Here is a 20,531-nt window from a genome sequence, read left to right as displayed (position 1 = left end):
AAATGGATGAGTCTAAATGTCTGCGTTTGTGCCAGAGTGGCAACATCATAAAAAAGAGATCTTAGTGAAGCACTAAGATCTCAATGGGTATTGCAGGGAATGGCTTAATTAAGGCTGTTTATGTTTTGGTCCTTGTTTATTCTTCATTGGGTCACCTTGATAACCTAGGGCTTGCCAATCGAGTCTTGAGCCTTTGTTATGGCAGTCGTTGCAATTTAAGGCCTGTGCTTTAGGTGACACCATATGGTTGATACGCCACCACATTTCTGTTTCAGCAAAGCCATATTCGCCACTGTATTTCAGGCCTTTTTCTACCATAGTCGGGTTGGCTTCCATTCCGAGCTTGGCAGCTAAGCTCCAATCGAAATCGCTCCAGTAACCGCCTTTGCCATAGACTTTAGCGGTCACAAAGATATTGAGTTTTTTGTCGTAAATTTGCTTACCTGTGTGAACTTTAAAAGGATAAATTTTCGCTTTTGCATCATTGATATCGCCTATGGGGTAGGTGAGTTTTGTGATGGCATTCGGGTCCATTTTGTCGCCAGTCATGTACGCATTGGCTGTACCGTTATACCAAGCGTATTGGGGTTTAACCATTTTCTCCCAGACAAAATTGCCTTTTTTCTTCTGGTAGGTGTGTTTGCCGTATTGGTCAACGGCTTCTGGTTTATCCTCGCCTGCGGTTGACCAATCCCAACGCATTTTGGTGGGTTCATTCTTAGCAAAGTAAGGGATATGGCAGGTTTGACAGGCAACCGTTGCCGTATGAGTGTTGAGCTTCTTATTGCTGTGCGGTGCGCTGTCATGGCAGTTTTCACAACCAATATGGTCTATACCACCGGGAGATACGCCCATCGCATTGCCCGATATCTGATGTTTTTCAGTGGTGTGGCAGTTCTGACATTGAAAGTCATTACCGTCGCTATCCATGTGTACATCGGTTGCTTTGTCTGGGTAAGACATGGAAGAGTCAAGATCGCCATGTTTCACCGCATCGCCACCACCGCCATAGAAGTGGCAACTGCCGCAGTTGTCGCGAACTGGCTTACCGACATTTTGGGCGATTTTAGCTAAGTCGAGTTTTGCCATTGGCTCGCCCGCGCCTGCAGGATCTTTTACATAAGTTCCAGTCGTATCGTGGCAGACAAGGCAATCAACTTTAGTTTTATCTTTAAAATCAAAGTCATTATCTTTCCAACCGTAGCCTGCGTGGCAGCTAGTACAGCGAGGTTCGTTACCTGAAATTGAGGTGCAGAAGTTATTGATACTGTTCTTTTTGCCCCTAAGTACGGTTCTGTCGGGCAGTTTTTGTTCTAACTCCCAAGTCCAGTGGGAGGTTTTCATAACGTCTGTGGCTTGGTCTTCATGGCACACTAAACATTGTGCCGTGACTTGCGTACCCGTCGCAAAGGGGCCCTCGAGCACCTCTTTATGGGGATTAGCGGCATAGGTATTTAATGTCATACCCGCCAAGGCAATGAGTAAGAGTCTTTTCATTTTGTACTCCCGCCCTCGGCTTGACCGAGGGCTAATGGCTGTTATCTATGACGGATTAGAAGTTAATTGTGAGTGAGGCGTTCACGTCGAAGGCGGTATCAACCACAGGCAACATGGAATAAGCCGTACCGGCTAACACATCATCAATTTTTTGCGGAGCACCCACAGGTGTGCCGCTACCTGTGTATTCATAGTCGTAGTAAAGCCCGGCCAGTTTGATAAACATTTTTGGATTGATATCAAAGATGTAATAGGCTTCGGCCACATGACCACGGGTGGCAAGTTTGCTACCGATAGGGTCGTCTTGGGCTTGGGTGAAGGGTGTCCAATATTTAGAACCATAGTTATATTCCAGACCAAACTTACCGTAGGGTGCAGGAATTTGTACGCCGACATAGATGCCGTAACCGTCTTTGGTATCACTATCGTCACTGGTTTTAGGCACCATAATGATCTCAGTACCAGTGCTATTTAACTCAGCCTCGAAGATAGCATCGGATAACATGCCACCAAACATACCTGCGTTGCCATTGGGCTCGGCGCGAGTCCAGCCGAGTGAGGCAAACCATTTAATATCGTTTGCTTCTTCCCGTGCAAAGCCAATCCCGCCTAAGTACATGTCACCAATCACACCGCTGGGTTGTACTCGGGTAACAAAGTTAAAGTTGTCGAACTTTTGCATATCTTGGTACATGGTCGGAGCAAAAATTCCCGCTAATTGGGTTGGAAAGGCCATAGTGCCTTTAAAGCCGTCATTCACGTTTTTCGCGCCAAACAGGGTGAATTGCAGGAAGTTAGTTCCATCGTTGATGGCATCGATATTAAAACCGCCGAGGTGAGTATCTTTAGTGACTATGTCACCGAACATTTCGCCATTGCCCCATTGTGATTCAAAGCCTTGGCCGTAACAGAAGCGGACGACTTGGCCTTCTATCCCGGTGATTTCCCCTAGGTTATAACCTAAGGTCGCGCCATCGAAGTTGAAGTTAACTAAATGGCCTGAAGGCGTGCCGCCGCGTAGCTCGTTTTCACGGTAGTGGCTTGGTGGGCCATAGGTTGAAGGGCGACGGCCAATGGAGAGATAAAACTCGGAGCCGTTGATTTTTTTCCAGTCAAAATAGGCGCGTTCGACCCGCAACCAGTCGCCACTAGTATTGCCGCTGCTGGTACCATCCATAGTGAAAGATCGCCAAGAGTCAAACACTTGCACTCCTGTGGAGTCGCCCCAGTTTTTGAACATACTGAGACGGCCAGCAAAGCTGACGTTATCCCATACTTTTGCCTTAAGGTTGAGGCGCAGTCGAGTGGTGTAGTAGATGTCGTTATCTATGTCCTGCACGCTTTTGGGGGCGAGCACATAGGGCATCACGCCCTGCAACATGCCATTTTGGAAGGCGGCGGCAAGGTCTGGATTGGCTTGCATCATTTTGCCAAGTGGCGAATTTAGATCGTTGGGCATGCCGAAGGCGCCTGACATAGCTTTGGCGCCAAAGTCGTTGAAGTTCACCTTCATCGCTGGGCTCCAGACCACATCTTGGTAATGCAATGAATGGGCTTTAGTGCGGAAATCACCTGTAATTTCAAGACGATCTAATGATGTGTGCCGCTCTGTTTTATCTACGCGATTATTAAGGTCATCCAATTGCTCGGTAATATCGGCAAGCTGTTGTTTAAGTTCGGTAATTTTTTGCGTTTCATTTTGCACATCGTTCGGTGCAGCAAGGGCTTGGCCCGACATAAACAAGGCATTAGCAACGAGTATGGAAATAAGGGTACGCATAAGGTTTCTCCCTGAGTTTTTCTGTTGGCGCTATCTCGCTAAAAAGCATTTCGCCAAATTTACCCAATAGGAGTCCCTGAGGTGTTTCCCCATTTTTTCTCGCATTGGGTTTTAAATTTTTAAGTCAATGATTTAGGTCGCAGTTGCAGGGCTGCTTTCTAGCATTGCCTTAGGTCGTTAAATGGGCAGAGATCAGCCGCAGGTTTGTGGTTGGTCTGAGTCAGCGGCGTGGTCATACAAAAATTGCTGTATGTCCTTGAGGTCTTGTTCTGTGAAGCCGTTGAATACCTCTGGTTTGAGTTTGTGCTTATCTTTATCAAAGAAGCGATCCCATTGGCTCATGGTCTTGGTCATAGGGGTAAGTTCACCGCCTTCGCCACCTTGGCTATGGCAGGCTTTACATTCTTTTTTGTATAAATGTTTACCTTTCTTTGGGTTACCACCGTCTGCTGCGTAGGCATTGATACCTAAGCTGCCTATTACGGCCATTGCTATTGCTATCTTGGTTAATGTTTTCATCATCTCATTCCTTACTTTTGTGGCCATTTGTATGACTTTGTTGGCGAAGTGTTTTTATTGATTCCGCCTTGTGAACAAATTTATCAAAAACCACAGTGAGTAAATTTGAGGTGCATCACTTCCATTAAAAAAATCTAATTGATAAAAACTTCATTGATAAAAATCTAATTGACTGTATTTGTCGCGGTTTACGCCATTTTTATTTCAGTAAAACCAATAGGTTGATTTTTTAGCTAAATTAGCCATGACGATTTTACCTGTCGTGTTTGGTACTTAACACGCCAAAAGCGACTGTGATTTAGCTAACACTTTGTAAAATATGCATTAACTAAAGTAGCTATTTTAAAATTAGCGAGATGGGGAGGGATGTGGCACTAAGCTATAAATGCTAGAGCATGATCTGACATTTTTTGTTTTTTGGCTTGGGTTGATGAGTGTTTCTGAGCCGTATTCGCCTAAACAGTCTAGGCGAATACGGACTCGGGACGGATTAAGGTTGTTGGCGTGTTGGCGCTAAAACGATTTCGCGTACGCACACATTTTGCGGTTGTTGCCATGCAAACAGTGCGGCAGCGGCGACGTTTTCAGGCGCGATAACGCCGCCCATTTCTTCTTTCCAGTCATGGTAACCGGCTTTAATGTCATCGCTGGTGGTATGACTTAGCAACTCAGTTTCTACTGCGCCTGGGGCGATAGTGATAAGGCGTACGTCATCCATGGCGACTTCTTCACGAATGTTTTCTGTTAAGGCGTGCACGGCAAATTTAGTGGCGCAGTAAGCGGCGTGGTTTGGAAAGGTTTTACGCCCCGCCACTGAGCTGACATTAATGATAGTGCCAGTTTTGCGAGCTTTCATGTCGGCTAATACCGCATGAATGCCATTAAGCACGCCCATCACATTGATATTGAGCATGCGGCTCCATTCGTTAGGATCTTGCACATCGATCTGACCCAGCAACATCACACCCGCGTTATTGATAAGACAGCCGACAGGGCCAAATTGTGCTTCTGCTTGAGTTATGGCGGTTTTAATGGCTGCAGTGTCGGTGACATCGACGCTGATAGAGAGGCTGTTAGGTAATTCAAGTGCTTGCATTGCTTCAACCCGGCGTGCCAGTAATAACAGTGGGTGGCCTGCGGCGCTAAAACTTTTGGCCATAGCGGCGCCAATACCCGATGAAGCGCCCGTGATGACAACCAGTGATTTAGTAACTTGATTCATTAGTATTTCCTATTAATTGAAGCCAATCTGAGCCGTAAACAAACTGTTGTTCGGCGTCTTTAAGTTGGCAATCAGTATAGGCTGGGGATTTTTAGCCGAAAAATACTTATTCCAGCTGGATATGATAGTCTCAGCCTATGACACTATTATCGAGCTTTGTACTTAATTTGCCGTTGTCGGAGAAGATAAAATGGTTGATTTACGTTTACTGCGTTTCTTTATCGCAATTTTTGAAGAGAACAATATCACCGCAGCGGCTAACCGTTGCTTTGTGAGCCAGCCTTCACTGTCAGCTGGCTTAAAGCAATTGGAAGAAGAGTTAGGCGGCCAGCTATTTGAGCGTAGTAAGAAAGGCGTTAAACCCTTAGATAGCGCCCATTATTTGTATCCTTTGGCGGTTAAATTAGTCGAGGAGGCGAGTAAATTGCCGGGTCTGTTTATGGCGAAGGCGAGCCGACAAAAGCTACGTTTGGCTGTGATGCCAGATCTCAGTCAGCGGCGTTTGGCGGGATTTTTACAGCAGGTGAATCAAGCCATTGAGAAGCTAGATCTGGAGCTGGTGGATTATCAAAGCCCCGCAGATTGTCGTTTAACTATCGACAGTTTACGCCATGAAGATGAAGTGTTTTTCCCGCTGTGGGAAGAAGATTATGTGCTGTGCGTCCCCAAGGAGCATGCCCTCGCTCAAGTAGATAGCCTACGCCCCGAGCAGTTAAATGGTTTTGACTTTATCGAGTGTCCACCCTGTGAAGCTCATCAGCAGACGATAGGTTTACTGGCGTGCAGCAATATGTCGCTCAATTTAGTCGCTAAGGCCGAATCTAAGTCTCTCGTGATGTCGCTGGTGTTGGCTGGATTTGGGGTGAGTTTTTTGCCTGATGGTTTAATTGAGGATGAGCCTAGGCTCAAGCAAGTAAAATTTGATGGTCCGAGAATGTTTCGTCGTATTGGTCTGTGTTACCCGTCCCATCAGACGATTGCGCCAACGCTGGCAGCCTTGTTACGGCATTTAGCCGCACGCGCGCATTAATTCCAAGTTAGTCTTGGGTTATCAGTATTCAGATCAGTGAGTCGCTAAGGGCGATTCAGTGAGATTAAGCGGAGGCTCGACGCCATAGGACTCAAATAGCCGAGTGATTTCACCTGAGGTGCGCATGTCGTTGACTATCTGGTGAACTTGCTTGGCATATTGATGCAGCGGCGACATGAGCGGAATGCTGAAGTAACGGCCGTTCTTGCTGATGTCGACGTATTCCATTTGCTTAAGCTGGGGATCGTTAGCAAAGAATTGCATTTCATGTTGTTCGGAGGTGATGGCTAAATCGATACGTCCAGCCTTCAACATATTGATTAACTGACCGTTATTATTAACAAAAGACACTTTTAGTTGGTTTTGATTGTCATTAAACTGCGGACAGTAAAAAGCGCCTCTGAGTGCGCCAATGATATAAGGCTTTAATTCATCGAAATTTTTGACCTCAAGCTGTCGATTCGCAAGGGCAAAGTAATAGACGTAGCGCTTGTCGTAGCCCAGTAGCATAGGGTTCAGAAAATCGTTGCGCTCGGGTGTCATCGAATGGACGGGAATGAGGTCGACTTGTCCCGTTTCGGCGACTTTTATCGTGCGTGCCCAAGGCACATTACTCCAATTTACCTTGTGACCTAGACGGGTGATAACTTGATTGATCACCGCAGCACCTGGGCCTTTGCATTCACCATTTTCGAAATAAATAACTGGATGCCTATCGCGGCAGTGTGCTTGCCAGACAATAGCAGAGGTTTCTGCTCTCGCTTGGGGCAGAAATAAGCATGAAATGACGATTATCAGTATCAGCCTCATTCATCTTGCCTATTAAAATGGTCAGTTTTAATTATCGGGCTGGACAGTTAATCCGACTAGGTTTTATGTCTAGTCATTTAGCCGTACAGGTTTAGTGAATACAATGATTGTAGTGCTTATATATCTATTGTGCTTTTTAAGGATTTATAAATGCACTCTATTTTGCCACTAAAAGGTTTGGCTTATTTAATTTGGCCAAACCTTTTTGGGACTCATTCGCTGCTGGTAAACTTACCTTTCTGACTCAAGATAGGGCGCTAATTGGGTTTCAATGACCTCAATTTGAGTTTCGGCGTAGGCAAGTTCGGATTCTGTTAAGCATGATTTTGCGGTGTTTTGATGGAGTCGTTGAGCGCTATTCATCCCGTATTTACCAAAATGACGTAGCAATAAACTAGACCAAATAAACACTTGTACTGGCTTGTTTAATCGCTCCGCGCTGTAAATATTGACCAGTTCCCGCATAGCAATTTCATTACCTAGCTCTGCCGATTTGATGAACCAAGTTTCTGCTGCCTGTAGAGCCTCTTGAGTGGGTTTTTCACCACTTAAAAATGATTCAGCCTTATAGGAATAAAAATATTGTTGTTGCTCAGCGGGGATTGGATACTGATGCAAGAAACTGTCACGCAGCCGCTCGGCCTCTCTTATCTCTAAGGTGCCTAGTTGCTGACTGAATCTGGCTAATTCTTTTAGATGATCGGCTCTATTGCTCATGGCCGCGAGCTGGTAATGCATTAACGCTTTAATCGGTTGGCGACTCACGCCTAAACCTTGCTCATAAATCTTGCCTAGGCCTAGCAGTGCGTCTTCATTCCACTTAAGTGCGAATTCTTCAAAGTCAATTTTAGCCTGTTGGTAATCACTTTCATTTTGTGGCGCTTTCAGTAAAAGATGAGCAAATTCAATCTTAGCGAAGTCATTACCTCTAGCGACAGATTGGCTTAACCAATGGCGCGCCTTGTTATAGTCGACAGCAAAATCTTCACCGTAGAGGAAACGTTTACCAAGATAATACTGGCGGAAATCATCGTCTGCGGCGCGCTCGCTAAGTAATGCCTCTGCGCGAGCTAAATCTTTAGGTCCACCTTGGCCTGCGGCAAGCATATACCCTAGATCATCTTTTGCTAATTCATCACCAGCGGCGGCAGATTTTTCAAAGTATTCCCGTGCTTTGGAATAGTCCGAAGTAACGCGTTCATCATGCCAGTAGAGTGTGGCTAAATGGTAATAGGCTCTTTGGTCTTCTTGTGCGGCGGCTTTTTCGAACCAGTAAATTGCTTGGCTAGCATCGGGATCGAGAAAGGGCTGGCTTAGATACAAGTAAGCAAGCTCATATTGAAACTCGGCTTGCCCCGCTTCGGCATTAGGTTTGAGTTGCTCTACTTGTGCGATTAACTCATCGAGTGTTTGCGATCCAGAAGAGAGCAAATTAGGTAAGGTGAGCATGGGTAAATATTGAGGCTCTATTTCGGCGGCTTTTTTATACCAATCGTTAGATGCCTTGGGATCGGCGGGGATTTGTGGGAATCGACCCGAATATAATTCGGCAAGAGTGATAGCCGCAACGGCCAGCCCTTTATCCACTGCTTGATGAATAAAATCTAAGCCAGCTTCCACTTGATTTTTATTAATCAGTGCGATGCCATGATGGAGTAGCGCATTGGGCTCTCCTGCGGCAAGCGCTTCGGCTTGAGCTTGTTTTTTTTGATATTTAGCGAAGAAAATAAACAGTACAACAAAAGCAATAATTATGAGTATCAACAACATAGTAATCCATCACTATCGATATTTGGGAGCATAGTAAACGTAAATTCGTACAAGAATGCAAGTTTACAATGTGGGCTAGGTTGACCGACTACGCCGGTCAACCCCATGATCATTAGCGTTATTTATCTTGCAGATGGATCTCTCTGATGGGGCAGGCAATCTCGATTCCCGCCTGCTTAAGGGCGTTGTAGAGTGCTAAGTTCACCTTATATTTATGCTGAAAATAGCTTTGCGTGGGCACCCAATAGCGCACTCCCATTTCAATCCCGATAGCATTAAAACCATTGATGCCGATATTGGGCATGGTCTCTTGATAGACATAGGGGTTGTTGCTCAATAACTCAGTGATCACACTAATGGCCCGTTCGGGATCTGTGTTGTAACTGAGATTAAACTGGGTTTCGACTAGTTTATTGCTAAAGGAATTATGCAGGATCTCACCGACGATATGCTTATTGGGAATGCTGATTTGTTCGCCTTCCTCATTGGTGAGAATGGTCATGCCTAAGTGAATACGTTTAACGACGCCGCTTTCCCCTTTGATTTCGATAGTGTTTCCCACCACGAAAGGACGGGTGACGATAATGGTCACGCCGGCGGCATAGTTGGCTAACATGCCTTGCAAGGCTAAGCCAGCACCTAAGGAGGCTGCACCAATGGCTGCCACCATAGGGGTGACGCTGATGCCAATTTTGCCGAGGGCGATGATCCCGACCATGATGATGATCAGAATGCGGATAAGGTTACTGACAAAATTGCTTAAGGTAATGTCGATATTGTGTTTTTCGAACTGCTTCGCGACTAAACGTGATGCCTTACTGGCGACCCACAACCCCAGTAAAAAGATCAGCAAAGCGCCGACCAATTGGAAGCTATAGGTGACTAAAAACTCTGTGATCAGCTGATAAACGCCTTGTAGTTGCTGCAATTCCTGATCGAGTCCAGGTGTTATCATTATGATATCCTTGTAATAAACTTAACTGTGCGATTATAGCGCAGAAATCCCATCAAATACTTATTCGCCATGCATGTGTGAAGCGTATCATGTAATCGCGGTTGGTTTAATGAGTCGATAGGGGGAGTCAGGTATGCTGTCCGCCTATCCAATAATGGAGTCGAGTGTTTATGAAAACGCTGTTGTTATGTCTGTCTTGTCTATTAACCCCCATGTGGGCGTATGCTGCGAGTTATGTTGCTGGCGATGCGATTAATCCTATTTCACTTCTCGATCAAAATGATCAAACGATAAGTGTGACAGATGAAACTCAAGTTTTACTCTTTAGCCGCAGCATGAAAGGCGGCGATGTGATTAAAGAAGCACTCACTCCTCTGAGTACGACTCAAATGCCTGCTGGGTTAGTTTATGTCGCGGATATCAGTGGCATGCCTTCTTTAATCGCTAAGTTTGTTGCTGTGCCACAAATGCAAGATTTACCCTTTGCGATTGGGTTAGATAGGGAAGGTGAGATCAGTCGTTTATTACCCGATACCAAAGATATGGCCACTATGATATTGCTCAATCAGCGTAATATTTTAGATATCGCCTATTTTGATTCCAGTGAAGCCTTGGGCCAAGCACTCGCAAAATTGAATCAGCCGCAGTAACGATTCAATTTACTTGAACCATTTTAAGGCATCACATTAGCTCGTTTTCGTGGCGTGCTCGCCCCCTCAACTTATCGCTTTGGGATGGAAATGTTGGCTTGAGCCAGTCAATCCATCTCCTTTGCGATAACGTCGTAAAAAATTCACTTTTTATTCTGATAATGCACACAAATTTACCTTATACCAATCACATTAAATATCTAATCAGTTCAGAGCCTCACAGGCATCTCAATCCAAGGCGCATTGACGCAGAAATGGTTATTCCCTTTTAAGTCAATGCAACACCGGAGTGGGATGCCTGTGAGACTCCCGAGGGGCGGGTTTCAACGCGCTTTATACTGCGTTCAAGGCTTTCGACAGAGCACCACTATGCCTTCAAGCCTTCGCCTTGTCTAAAGCGCGTTGAACTCCCGCTGAATGAACAGATATTTAATACGATTGGTATTAGGGTTTGTATGCATAATCATTTGTTTTATAGAGGCTTTTTTTGGTGGTTTAGCCCCTTAAAACATTGTGGAATAAAAAGTTATAAATTCAGCATAAAAATTCGTTGCGTAAAGTGAGAAAATATCGTTTACTGCGCACGTTTTTAAGACATTACACTCACTTTTATCTACCTGACCCAAAGGAGACTCTGGCCCAATGAGCCAATTTCAATCTATTGATGTTGCTGACTATTATGACATGGACACATTCAAGCGTATTGAAGCGTTTGCCAAAGACAAAGCAACCCCGTTCGTAGTGATTGATACCAGTATCATAGCGAAACAATACGATGACATGGTTAATAGTTTTCCTTACGCCAACGTTTATTATGCAGTTAAGGCAAACCCCGCGGCCGAGATCTTATCTTTACTTAAAGATAAAGGGTCAAACTTTGATATTGCCTCGATTTATGAGCTAGATATGGTCATGAATGTCGGCGTGACAACCGACCGAGTCAGCTACGGCAATACCATTAAAAAGCGTCAAGATGTACGCGCATTTTATGAGCGCGGCGTGCGTATGTATGCATCCGACTCAGAAGCCGATCTGCGAATGATCGCCGAAGAAGCTCCGGGATCGCGTATTTACGTGCGCATTTTGACCGAAGGTACAGACACGGCTGATTGGCCATTATCGCGTAAATTCGGCTGCCAAAACGAAATGGCCTATGAGCTATTAGTATTGGCGCAGGAATTGGGCTTAGAACCTTTTGGTATTTCGTTCCACGTCGGTTCACAGCAACGTGATATCGGTGCTTGGGATTCTGCCATAGGTAAAGTGAAAAGCATTTTCGACCGTCTGCGTGATGAGCACAATATCACCCTGAAGATGATCAATATGGGCGGCGGTTTCCCTGCTAACTATATTGATAAAACAAATCAATTGGGTGTGTATGCCGAGCAGATCACTCACTTCCTGAAGGAAGATTTCGGTGACGATTTACCGCAAATTATTCTGGAGCCGGGCCGTTCGTTGATTTCTAACGCGGGGATTTTAGTGTCTGAAGTGGTACTGATCAGCAAAAAATCCTACACAGCGTTAGAGCGTTGGGTATTTACCGATGTGGGTAAATTCTCAGGCTTGATTGAAACGATGGACGAGGCGATTAAGTTCCCGATTTATACTGATCGTCAAGGCGAGCTGGATAAATGCGTGATTGCCGGCCCAACCTGCGACAGTGCCGATATCATGTATGAGCACTACAGCTATGGTTTACCGAATGACTTAGCCATTGGTGATCGCATGTATTGGTTAACCGCTGGCGCTTATACGACGACGTATTCGGCAGTGTGTTTTAACGGTTTCCCACCGCTGAAAGATTACTATCTGTAAGCTATTGTGGTGACATGAATAAGGGCGCTTAGGCGCCCTTGTTGTTCGCTAAAGAAGTTTGGGATTACTCGTGGGATTTGAGGATCTGATAAATCTCTTCTTTTAGGTGTAACTTTCTGCTTTTGAGTTCTTTCACTGTCGGATTGAAATCACTGGCGACACGTTTTTCCAGTTGTTTGATTTCCTCGTCTAACTGATTATGCTCGTTAAACTTACGTTGAAAATGAGCATCTTGGGTTTTCAGGGTGGAAATTAATTCTCTGTACTCTGGAAACATCGGCATTCTCCTTGTCGTCATCTACTACACTTCTGGTTTCGCCTTAACCCTAACCTTTCACTCTACAGTGAAATGTGACTTAGATCACTCTTCGCCCTGCTTCAGATTAATACTAAATGATGATTTATTTTAATCATTTATAAATCATTGGATTAGATGATTTCGGCCGCTGTCTATGGCATGTGATTAGGATCTGGTTCACACTTTGTTAGGCAGAAATCAGACTGACATTCGCAGCGCGGGCAAATTTGCTATCTTGTGATCAGATGTGAGAGCAATTGGTAATTTCATTACGACGAAACAATTACTTCTTGCCGATAATTCTGTGATCAAGTTAACCTTCACCGCTTCGATACTAGGTTAAAGTCGATTTTATAAGAATTTAATTATCAAAAATGAAAGGGGTTTTCACAATGGCTGATGTATTTCATTTAGGTTTGACCAAAGCAATGCTCGATGGTGCAACTTTGGCAATCGTTCCTGGTGATCCAGAGCGCGTAAAACGTATTGCTGAACTAATGGACAATGCGACGTTTCTTGCTAGCCACCGCGAGTATACAAGCTATTTAGCTTATGCCGATGGCAAGCCAGTAGTCGTGTGTTCAACCGGTATCGGTGGTCCATCGACTTCTATCGCAGTAGAAGAACTTGCACAGTTAGGTGTGAATACCTTCCTGCGCGTTGGCACTACAGGTGCAATTCAACCCCATGTGAATGTGGGCGATGTGATTGTGACTCAAGCTTCAGTGCGTTTAGATGGCGCGAGCTTACACTTTGCACCTATGGAGTTCCCTGCGGTTGCAAACTTTGAATGTACCACTGCTATGGTTGCAGCGTGTCGCGATGCAGGCGTAGAGCCACACATTGGCGTAACGGCTTCTTCTGATACTTTCTACCCAGGCCAAGAGCGTTATGACACTGTCACTGGCCGTGTAACGCGTCGTTTCGCGGGTTCTATGAAAGAATGGCAAGATATGGGCGTACTGAACTATGAGATGGAATCTTCCACCTTATTCACTATGTGTGCCACTCAAGGCTGGCGTGCAGCCTGTGTTGCTGGTGTGATTGTAAACCGCACCCAACAAGAAATTCCTGATGAAGCCACAATGAAGAAAACCGAAGTAAGTGCGGTTTCTATCGTGGTTGCTGCAGCGAAAAAACTGTTAGCCTAATTTTTATTACGCTAAGCGACACTCCCCTGCAAAGTGAGTGACCAAACTAAAAAAGGTGCCAATGGCACCTTTTTTGTTACTTCAAAATTGTGTCGATACTGATTAGAAGTGGTACTGGGCAATCACAGAGTAAGTGTCTTGATCGACGCCTTTCACACCGTATTTATTGGTCCACAAATCGTATTCGATACCCACCAATAATTTATTGGCTTGATGATCACCGAACAAACTCTTACCAAGATCGTATTTCAGCTGTGGGTTGAAGTGGAAGTTCTCCTCGTAGCCATTATCATCAGTGGCAAATACCCAGTCGATAAAGCCATCGAGCACTATGTTGGCTGAGCCAACGGGAATATCGATGCGAAATACTGGGGTGAACTGCCAGCCGTCACTGTTGTTACCTGTGCTCATGCCATTGCGGCGATAGGTATTAAAGTTCAGGTAAGTGAAATAAGGCACGGCGACATCAACGCCTAAACCGTAAAGCAGGCTGTGAACTGGGCCTTCACCTTCTTCATAGGTCAGCGCCAGAGACAAATCTGTCACTGGGCCAAAGGCGATTTTCTCGCCGAGGATTTTGCTGGCACTGAAGCGTGGCGAAATCTCACCATAGGTAGTGCTTTCCATGCCTGTATCGTTGCCTTTGAAATAGATAAAGTCTTGGAAGGCAAACCAATCACCGTATTTCCAGCCGCCCGCCGTTTCTAAGGTGATAGTGGCTTGTTTGTCCGATGGTGCTAAATCGTAGTCTTCGCCATAGAGGGCTGTTGCACTGAAATCCCACCATTGTACTAAGTCACCCGCAAATGCTTGAGGAGAAAGCATGAGTGCTAGGCATAGGCATGTTTTTTTCATTGTTATTTCCTGTTGTATAGGTCGAAGTTAATTCGTGTCTTACTCAATCTGCTCTCTGACCTATGGCATGGTTTGATGGGTAAGTTCAAACCTAGCGTGGATGTACGTCAAAGGACTGGCACAAAAGTGGGGGCAATATATGCAAAAATTTACATTTATTCAAAGTTTTTATCGAATGTTGTTGTCAAAATCACATAATCATTATGGTTAAAATCAATTTTTAGCCAATTGATTTTAAATGGATTTTATTCTTATTGTATGAGTGTTTCCTTTGAGGTTAGCTATATTTTTGAATTGATTATGCTTAATTTTAAAACAACCTAAGGGCATTGCCGTGTGGATGTGGGAGAATGAGGCTTAATACATAGGCGATTGATTGCGCGTTTAGCTTCGTAAATTTTGACATATTATGTCGCTTATCCGAAAAGCTGCTGTTATAGTTGCTGCAAGGACACTCTCATTTCAGGGGGAAATATGGAGTTTTCAAATCCGATTTTAGTGTGGGCTGTGGTGGGGCTAGTATTCATGCTCGCCGAAATAGTGGTTCCCGGTGGCATCATAGTGTTGCTGGGGGCGGCTTGTTTAGTCGTGGCTGGCGCGTTAGGCATAGGACTAGTCGAAGGCGTAGTGCAGAGCATGACCCTATGGTTTATCTCGGCCATTGTGCTGTTATTGACCTTCAGACAAGTGACTCAAAGGCTCGTTGGTGGTGATTCCCATGTGGATAACACGGATGAAGCAATCGATCTATACAATCAAATTGTTCGCGTAAAGCAGACCATAGGTCCTGGGCAAACACCCGGGCGGGTGGAATTTCAAGGTAGTGAATGGCCAGCGCTTGGCGATGGCACCACTATCGCTGCGGGGACCGAAGTCAGAATTATTTGTCGTGAAAATATCGCTCTAGTCGTTGAGCCTATCTCAATAGAAGCTTCCAAAAACTAAAGGATGGAATCTATGTTTGTATTTACCTTAGTCATTTTATTTATCTTTTTTATTCTCTATAAGTTGATGCTTATCGTGCCGATGCGTGAAGTGCATGTCATTGAGCGTCTTGGCAAATTCCGTGCAGTATTAAGCCCTGGATTTCATTTTTTGATCCCTTTCTTCGACCGCGTCTCCTACCGTCACGATACCCGTGAGCAAGTATTAGATGTGCCGCCACAGAGTTGTATCTCTAAAGATAACACTCAACTGGAAGTGGACGGTTTAGTCTACCTAAAAGTCATGGACGGCAAACTGGCGAGTTATGGTATTGAAAACTACCGTAAAGCGGCGGTGAATTTAGCCCAAACTACAATGCGTTCTGAAATCGGTAAGCTGAGTTTGAGTGAGACATTCTCCGAGCGTGATAGCTTGAATGAATCCATAGTGCGGGAAATCGATAAGGCGTCTGAGCCTTGGGGGATCAAAGTATTGCGCTATGAAATTCGCAATATCACTCCTTCGCGCCATGTGATCCACACCCTTGAGAAGCAGATGGAGGCCGAGCGTCGCAAACGCGCTGAAATCACGTTGGCCAATGCGGAAAAAGCGGCGATGATCAATATGTCTGAGGGTGAGCGCCAAGAGGCGATTAACCTGTCAGAGGGTCAAAAGCAGAAACGGATTAATGAAGCCAAAGGTACCGGGCAAGAGATTGCTATTATCGCTAAAGCGAAATCCGAAGGCATGGCAATGATCTCGCAGGCGTTAGCGGTTAATGGCGGTACAGATGCGATGAATATGTTACTGAAAGAGCAGTTTATCGCTCAGGTTGGCAAGATCCTCAATGACGCACAAGTCTCTGTGGTCCCCGCTGAAATGGCGAAACTCGAAGGTTTCTTCGAAGGCATGGAGCAAGTCACTCAGACAGTGAGTGGCCAGAATAATAGTGGCAAAGGAGCGCGATAATGAATATTCCACTAGATACAGATTTGATTGTGATGGCAATTTGGGGACTGATCTTTGCCATTTTCGTGATTAAGCTTTTCCAATCGATTCGACTCGTTCCCACTAAGTCGGCTTATATTGTGGAGCGTTTAGGTAAGTACCACAGCACCTTAGATGCGGGTTTCCATACCTTGATCCCCTTTGTGGATAAAGTCGCTTTCATTCATGATTTGAAAGAAGAGACCATCGATGTACCGCCGCAGGAGTGTTTTTCGAGCGACGAAGTTAACGTTGAAGTGGACGGGGTGATTTATATCTCGGTGACCGACCCAGTCAAAGCCAGTTACGGTATTACTGATTATCGCTACGCGGCTATCCAGTTGGCGCAAACCACCACACGCTCTGTCATTGGGACGCTAGACCTTGACCGCACGTTCGAAGAGCGTGATGTGATTTCTGCCAAGGTCGTGCAGGTATTAGATCAAGCCGGTGCTATGTGGGGAATACGCGTGCATCGTTATGAGATTAAAAATATCACCCCACCTGAAACCGTTAAAAATGCCATGGAAATGCAAGTGAATGCTGAGCGTGAGCGCCGCGCATTATTGGCTAAGAGTGAAGGCGACAAGCAGAGCAAGATTAACCGTTCAGAAGGTGTTAAAGCTGAGACAGTCAACCGTTCTGAAGGTGAGATGCAGCGCCGGATTAACGAAGCTGAAGGTAAGGCTGAGGAAATTTTAACTATTTCCCGTGCGACGGCTGAATCGATCGAACGTCTTGCCACAGTTATTGCCGCGCCGGGTGGCCACAATGCCCTGCGGATGCAACTTGGTGAACAGTACTTTAAACAGCTCGATGGCTTAAGCCAGAAGAATAGCCGAGTGGTATTGCCGGGTAATATGGTGGATTTCGATTACTGGATGAATAGCATAGGCTTAACGGAAGAAAAACCGAGCTAAGGCTGTGGTTAAAAGAAGTTATTAAGCTGGATTATTAAGGTCAAATACTCAGGTATTTGGCCTTATTTTTTGGCTGTAATTGGGTGATGTGTGTGACGGTTTGTGTGGTGGATAGTGTAGAGGAGAGGGGGAGATCATACAGCTTCTGTTGAATGAACCGCCAGAAGCTGCAGTTGGGCATAGATAAATTTTTCATTGAATGGAAGGCTAATAAGCTAGGCGTTCATGAATTTGGGAATGGGCGTGGGTTTCAATGAGTTTCGCAATTTGGTTTTGCTCTAATTGCTGAAGCGCTGAAATTTCGTCATAAATCTTGTCTTGAACATCCAGCGGCATGCGAACATGCTCCATAAACATTCTAATTCCTAGCATGTCACCACTTTTGAAAAGTTGGCTGAATTCGGTGGCTTCTATCTCTATTAATGCATTCATAATACTTCACCCTAAGGTTGGATTTGACACAGATACAACAGTCTTGCTGTTACTTAAGAGATACGCCTAAGTTTGATCTAGGTCAATTAAACTGCATATTAATCTTTATTAATAAAGGATTTTGTTGTTTATAAATAATCAGTTATAGATTTAACAAAACAGTACTTTAAAAAATAGGGCTGTTTAAAACTGGGGATGTCGAGGTGAGCTTGGGCAAATAGTGAGTGATGTTATGTGGCAAGCTAAAACGAGATCACATTAAGCCTAGCGGATAAAAAAATAGCGACGAGCGATAAACGCTGGCCGCTATTTTTTGTGACTAGGCTTATTAAAATAAGCCTAGAAAGGGTGAAGCCTTATTTAGGGATTGCCAGAATCTGACAACCATTAATCCCTGCATTTTGCAGCGTATGACGCTTACGTTCTGCATCACGCTTACGTTCGTAAGGGCCTAAAGCGACTTTGTACCACATACCTGTCGTACCTTCGACCTGTCTTACTTGCGCCTCTAACCCTTGGAAAGCGATCACGGCTTTCATCTCGTTCGCCTGTGATTCTTGGCGGAAAGAAGCGCACTGCAACTGATATTGCATCGGTGTTCGGCTCGCAACCACATCGGGAATATCGACCTCAACATGCTTGTTTTCAAGCTCACTGAGATAGGTCCATTCTTCCTTCGGTTGAGGCGGCAGAGCGTTAGGGTCCTTCTTCGGCGGAGCAACAGGCTCTGCTGTCTCCTCTGTCGCGACAGGAATAACGACGGCTTTACGCTCGGGTTCTTTCACCTTAGGGGTGAGCACCACATTTTCTTGCGGCTTAACTCGAGTTTCGGTTTTCTTGGCCGGAGTTGGCCTCGGCTGCTCTTCTTGCTGAGCATTATCTTTAATGCTCCATAGAAAATAGACGAAACAACCCACAGCGAGTATGACAAAGCCTATCAGCGTCAGCGGCAGCTTCTTACGCGGCGCCGATTTTGATTGTGAAGGCTTTGCTCGGGTTGGGCGAGTCGCGCGGACTGGGCGCGGTTTAGCGCCCGACTGCGGCCTTCTATTGGCATAATCGCGATTACTCATGGCTTACATCCGCTCTAAGGTTTCGATACCGAGTAGATTTAGGCCTTTTTGTAACGTACGAGCCGTCAGTTGTGCGAGTAATAAGCGGCTGTTCTTTTGCGCGTCGTTATCAGCAGCAAGCACGGGGCAGGCTTCGTAGAAACTTGAGAAAGCACCCGCTAATTCATACAGGTAAGCACACAGTACGTGCGGTTGACCTTTATCGACAACGCGACTGAGGATCTCACCGAACTGCGCTAACTTGTTACCGAGGTCTTTCTCTTTTTCATGCTCAAGCACGATTTTCGCTTGGCTCAGATCCAGATCGGTTACACGCTTGAAGATGCCCGCAACACGAGTGTATGCGTACAGTAGGTAAGGCGCTGTATTGCCTTCGAAGCTGAGCATTTGCTCGAAGCTAAAGATGTAATCGCTGGTACGGTTTTTCGATAAGTCAGCGTATTTAACGGCGCTGATCCCAACGACGCGGGCGATTTCAGTCAGCGTGACTTCATCCATATCTGGATTTTTGCTGCGAACGAGTTCAAGTGCGCGCACGTTGGCTTCTTCTAACAGGTCGACTAACTTAACGACGCCGCCGCTACGTGTTTTGAATGGACGGCCATCTTCGCCGTTCATCGTGCCAAAACCTAAGTGTTCCAATGACATATCTTCACGGACAAACTTAGCCAGTTTGGCTAGGCTAAAGACTTGTTGGAAATGCAGTGCCTGACGTAGGTCAACAAAATACAGGACGCGATCGGCTTTTAACACGTTCGAGCGGTAGCGCATTGCCGCCAGATCTGAGGTGGCATACAAGTAGCCGCCATCTGCTTTTTGGATGATAACAGGCAGTGGCTCACCTTCTTTGTTGCGGAAGGCTTCTTGGAACACCACTTTGGCACCGTTGCTTTCGGTTAATAAGCCTTGGGCATCTAAATCTTTAACCACTTGCTCGAGATCGGCGTTATAGGCACTTTCACCGTGCACGTCGGCGCGGGTCAGGCTCACACCTAAACGGGCGTAGACTTCATGGCAGTGGCTCAACGAAATGTCGTTAAATTCGCGCCACAGTTTGTTGCAGTATTCGTCGCCAGATTGCAGTTCAACCACTAATTGACGAGCGCGGGTGGCGAATTCTGCTGATTCGTCGAAACGCAGTTTAGCAGCGCGGTAAAAGTTTTCTAAATCAGACAGTTCAAGTTGCGCTTTCTCACCGTTTTTGGCGCGTAGCTCTTCCATATAGGCCAGCAACATACCAAATTGTGTACCCCAGTCGCCCACATGGTTTTGACGGATAACTTTGTGGCCTAAAAATTCCAGCGCACGCACCACACTGTCACCAATGATGGTTGAACGTAGGTGACCTACGTGCATTTCTTTGGCGAGGTTTGGCGAAGAATAATCAACAACAACGGTTTGCGGTGTCGGTAACTTGATACCTAAATGCTCATCGTTGACGGCATTTTGCAGTTGATCAGCTAAGGCGCTGTCGTTGATAAAAAAGTTGATAAAGCCAGGACCTGCAATTTCAACCTTAGCCACAAAAGCCGAAGCCGGTAAGGTGTCGATGATCAGTTGGGCTAATTCGCGTGGATTCTTGCCCGCGACCTTAGTCAGCATCATGGCTAAGTTGGTTGCCAAGTCGCCATGACTCTTATCCTTGGTTCGATCTACCTGAATGCGCGCTTCAAAGTCAGCAGGCACAATACCTTGTTGTTTAAAGGATTCTAGAGTTTGTTCAAGTAATGATTGGATATGTGATTTCATGGGTTCTAATCGGCACTAACTTTAAGAGTGAATACAGGGAATAACCGCATATTTTAGCCGTTTGTGGTTAACAATTGCTATCTTCCCGATG

Annotated in this window: 19 protein-coding genes; 7 read left to right on the top strand and 12 right to left on the bottom strand. The window is 45.5% G+C overall.

Features of this window, described 5'->3' with window-relative positions; genetic code table 11:
* Positions 1–108 precede the first annotated feature (108 nt).
* From MO387_RS17725 to MO387_RS17710, 4 genes are all read right to left on the bottom strand, one after another.
* The gene (locus MO387_RS17725; RefSeq protein ID WP_107946426.1) at positions 109–1,497 is read right to left on the bottom strand and encodes a tetrathionate reductase family octaheme c-type cytochrome; all 1,389 of its coding nucleotides are present in this window, start codon (positions 1,495–1,497) and stop codon (positions 109–111) included.
* 55 nt (positions 1,498–1,552) lie between these two features.
* Positions 1,553–3,277 (bottom strand): DUF3373 domain-containing protein, encoded by a 1,725-nt coding sequence (locus MO387_RS17720; RefSeq protein WP_107946427.1) that lies wholly within the window; start codon positions 3,275–3,277, stop codon positions 1,553–1,555.
* Between the two features lie 192 nt (positions 3,278–3,469).
* A complete protein-coding gene (locus MO387_RS17715; protein WP_006087070.1) occupies positions 3,470–3,799 on the bottom strand; it encodes a c-type cytochrome in 330 nt (109 codons plus the stop codon).
* A gap of 487 nt (positions 3,800–4,286) precedes the next feature.
* On the bottom strand, positions 4,287–5,018 hold the full coding sequence (locus tag MO387_RS17710; protein ID WP_107946428.1) for an SDR family oxidoreductase: 732 nt from the start codon (positions 5,016–5,018) through the stop codon (positions 4,287–4,289).
* A gap of 190 nt (positions 5,019–5,208) precedes the next feature.
* On the opposite strand from MO387_RS17710, the gene MO387_RS17705 reads away from it, so the two are divergent.
* Positions 5,209–6,048, top strand: a complete 840-nt coding sequence (locus MO387_RS17705; protein WP_107946429.1) for a LysR family transcriptional regulator — start codon at positions 5,209–5,211, stop codon at positions 6,046–6,048.
* 33 nt (positions 6,049–6,081) lie between these two features.
* Here MO387_RS17705 and MO387_RS17700 read toward each other — a convergent pair whose 3' ends face one another.
* The 3 genes from MO387_RS17700 to MO387_RS17690 form a co-directional block, all read right to left on the bottom strand.
* The gene (locus MO387_RS17700; protein ID WP_107946430.1) at positions 6,082–6,858 is read right to left on the bottom strand and encodes a transporter substrate-binding domain-containing protein; all 777 of its coding nucleotides are present in this window, start codon (positions 6,856–6,858) and stop codon (positions 6,082–6,084) included.
* A 231-nt stretch (positions 6,859–7,089) separates the two neighbouring features.
* Positions 7,090–8,628: a tetratricopeptide repeat protein gene (locus tag MO387_RS17695; RefSeq protein WP_107946431.1), complete on the bottom strand. Its 1,539-nt coding sequence runs from the start codon at positions 8,626–8,628 to the stop codon at positions 7,090–7,092.
* Positions 8,629–8,746: 118 nt separating this feature from the next.
* Positions 8,747–9,583: a mechanosensitive ion channel family protein gene (locus tag MO387_RS17690; protein ID WP_006087065.1), complete on the bottom strand. Its 837-nt coding sequence runs from the start codon at positions 9,581–9,583 to the stop codon at positions 8,747–8,749.
* 170 nt (positions 9,584–9,753) lie between these two features.
* On the opposite strand from MO387_RS17690, the gene MO387_RS17685 reads away from it, so the two are divergent.
* Together MO387_RS17685 and MO387_RS17680 are read left to right on the top strand one after the other, a co-directional pair.
* Positions 9,754–10,233 carry a hypothetical protein gene (locus MO387_RS17685; protein WP_107946432.1) on the top strand — a complete coding sequence of 160 codons (480 nt, stop codon included), beginning with the start codon at positions 9,754–9,756 and terminating at the stop codon, positions 10,231–10,233.
* 642 nt (positions 10,234–10,875) lie between these two features.
* Positions 10,876–12,051: a type III PLP-dependent enzyme gene (locus MO387_RS17680; protein ID WP_006083289.1), complete on the top strand. Its 1,176-nt coding sequence runs from the start codon at positions 10,876–10,878 to the stop codon at positions 12,049–12,051.
* Positions 12,052–12,115: 64 nt separating this feature from the next.
* On the opposite strand, the gene MO387_RS17675 is transcribed toward MO387_RS17680, so the two are convergent.
* A complete protein-coding gene (locus tag MO387_RS17675) occupies positions 12,116–12,328 on the bottom strand; it encodes a YdcH family protein (RefSeq protein WP_006083288.1) in 213 nt (70 codons plus the stop codon).
* Positions 12,329–12,741: 413 nt separating this feature from the next.
* On the opposite strand from MO387_RS17675, the gene udp reads away from it, so the two are divergent.
* Positions 12,742–13,500, top strand: a complete 759-nt coding sequence (udp, locus tag MO387_RS17670; protein WP_006083287.1) for a uridine phosphorylase — start codon at positions 12,742–12,744, stop codon at positions 13,498–13,500.
* Between the two features lie 102 nt (positions 13,501–13,602).
* On the opposite strand, the gene MO387_RS17665 is transcribed toward udp, so the two are convergent.
* The gene (locus MO387_RS17665) at positions 13,603–14,355 is read right to left on the bottom strand and encodes an outer membrane protein OmpK (RefSeq protein ID WP_063883325.1); all 753 of its coding nucleotides are present in this window, start codon (positions 14,353–14,355) and stop codon (positions 13,603–13,605) included.
* A gap of 474 nt (positions 14,356–14,829) precedes the next feature.
* On the opposite strand from MO387_RS17665, the gene MO387_RS17660 reads away from it, so the two are divergent.
* From MO387_RS17660 to MO387_RS17650, 3 genes are read left to right on the top strand one after another with little or no spacing between them, the layout of a single operon-like run.
* On the top strand, positions 14,830–15,300 hold the full coding sequence (locus tag MO387_RS17660) for an NfeD family protein (RefSeq protein ID WP_107946433.1): 471 nt from the start codon (positions 14,830–14,832) through the stop codon (positions 15,298–15,300).
* A 12-nt stretch (positions 15,301–15,312) separates the two neighbouring features.
* Positions 15,313–16,248 (top strand): slipin family protein, encoded by a 936-nt coding sequence (locus MO387_RS17655; RefSeq protein ID WP_006083284.1) that lies wholly within the window; start codon positions 15,313–15,315, stop codon positions 16,246–16,248.
* Positions 16,248–17,186 carry a stomatin-like protein gene (locus tag MO387_RS17650; RefSeq protein ID WP_006087061.1) on the top strand — a complete coding sequence of 313 codons (939 nt, stop codon included), beginning with the start codon at positions 16,248–16,250 and terminating at the stop codon, positions 17,184–17,186. Before MO387_RS17655 ends, MO387_RS17650 begins: the two co-directional genes overlap by 1 nt.
* A 207-nt stretch (positions 17,187–17,393) precedes the next feature.
* Here MO387_RS17650 and MO387_RS17645 read toward each other — a convergent pair whose 3' ends face one another.
* The 3 genes from MO387_RS17645 to argS form a co-directional block, all read right to left on the bottom strand.
* Positions 17,394–17,618: a hypothetical protein gene (locus MO387_RS17645; RefSeq protein WP_006083282.1), complete on the bottom strand. Its 225-nt coding sequence runs from the start codon at positions 17,616–17,618 to the stop codon at positions 17,394–17,396.
* A 356-nt stretch (positions 17,619–17,974) separates the two neighbouring features.
* Positions 17,975–18,691, bottom strand: a complete 717-nt coding sequence (locus tag MO387_RS17640; RefSeq protein ID WP_012586653.1) for an SPOR domain-containing protein — start codon at positions 18,689–18,691, stop codon at positions 17,975–17,977.
* Between the two features lie 3 nt (positions 18,692–18,694).
* Positions 18,695–20,440, bottom strand: a complete 1,746-nt coding sequence (argS, locus tag MO387_RS17635; RefSeq protein ID WP_063883329.1) for an arginine--tRNA ligase — start codon at positions 20,438–20,440, stop codon at positions 18,695–18,697.
* Between the last annotated feature and the right edge of the window lie 91 nt (positions 20,441–20,531).

This window comes from Shewanella sp. N2AIL (assembly GCF_022690845.1).
GTDB lineage: Bacteria > Pseudomonadota > Gammaproteobacteria > Enterobacterales > Shewanellaceae > Shewanella > Shewanella baltica.
Note: the sequence above shows the minus strand (reverse complement) of the source record. Positions and strands in the feature narration are given on the sequence as shown.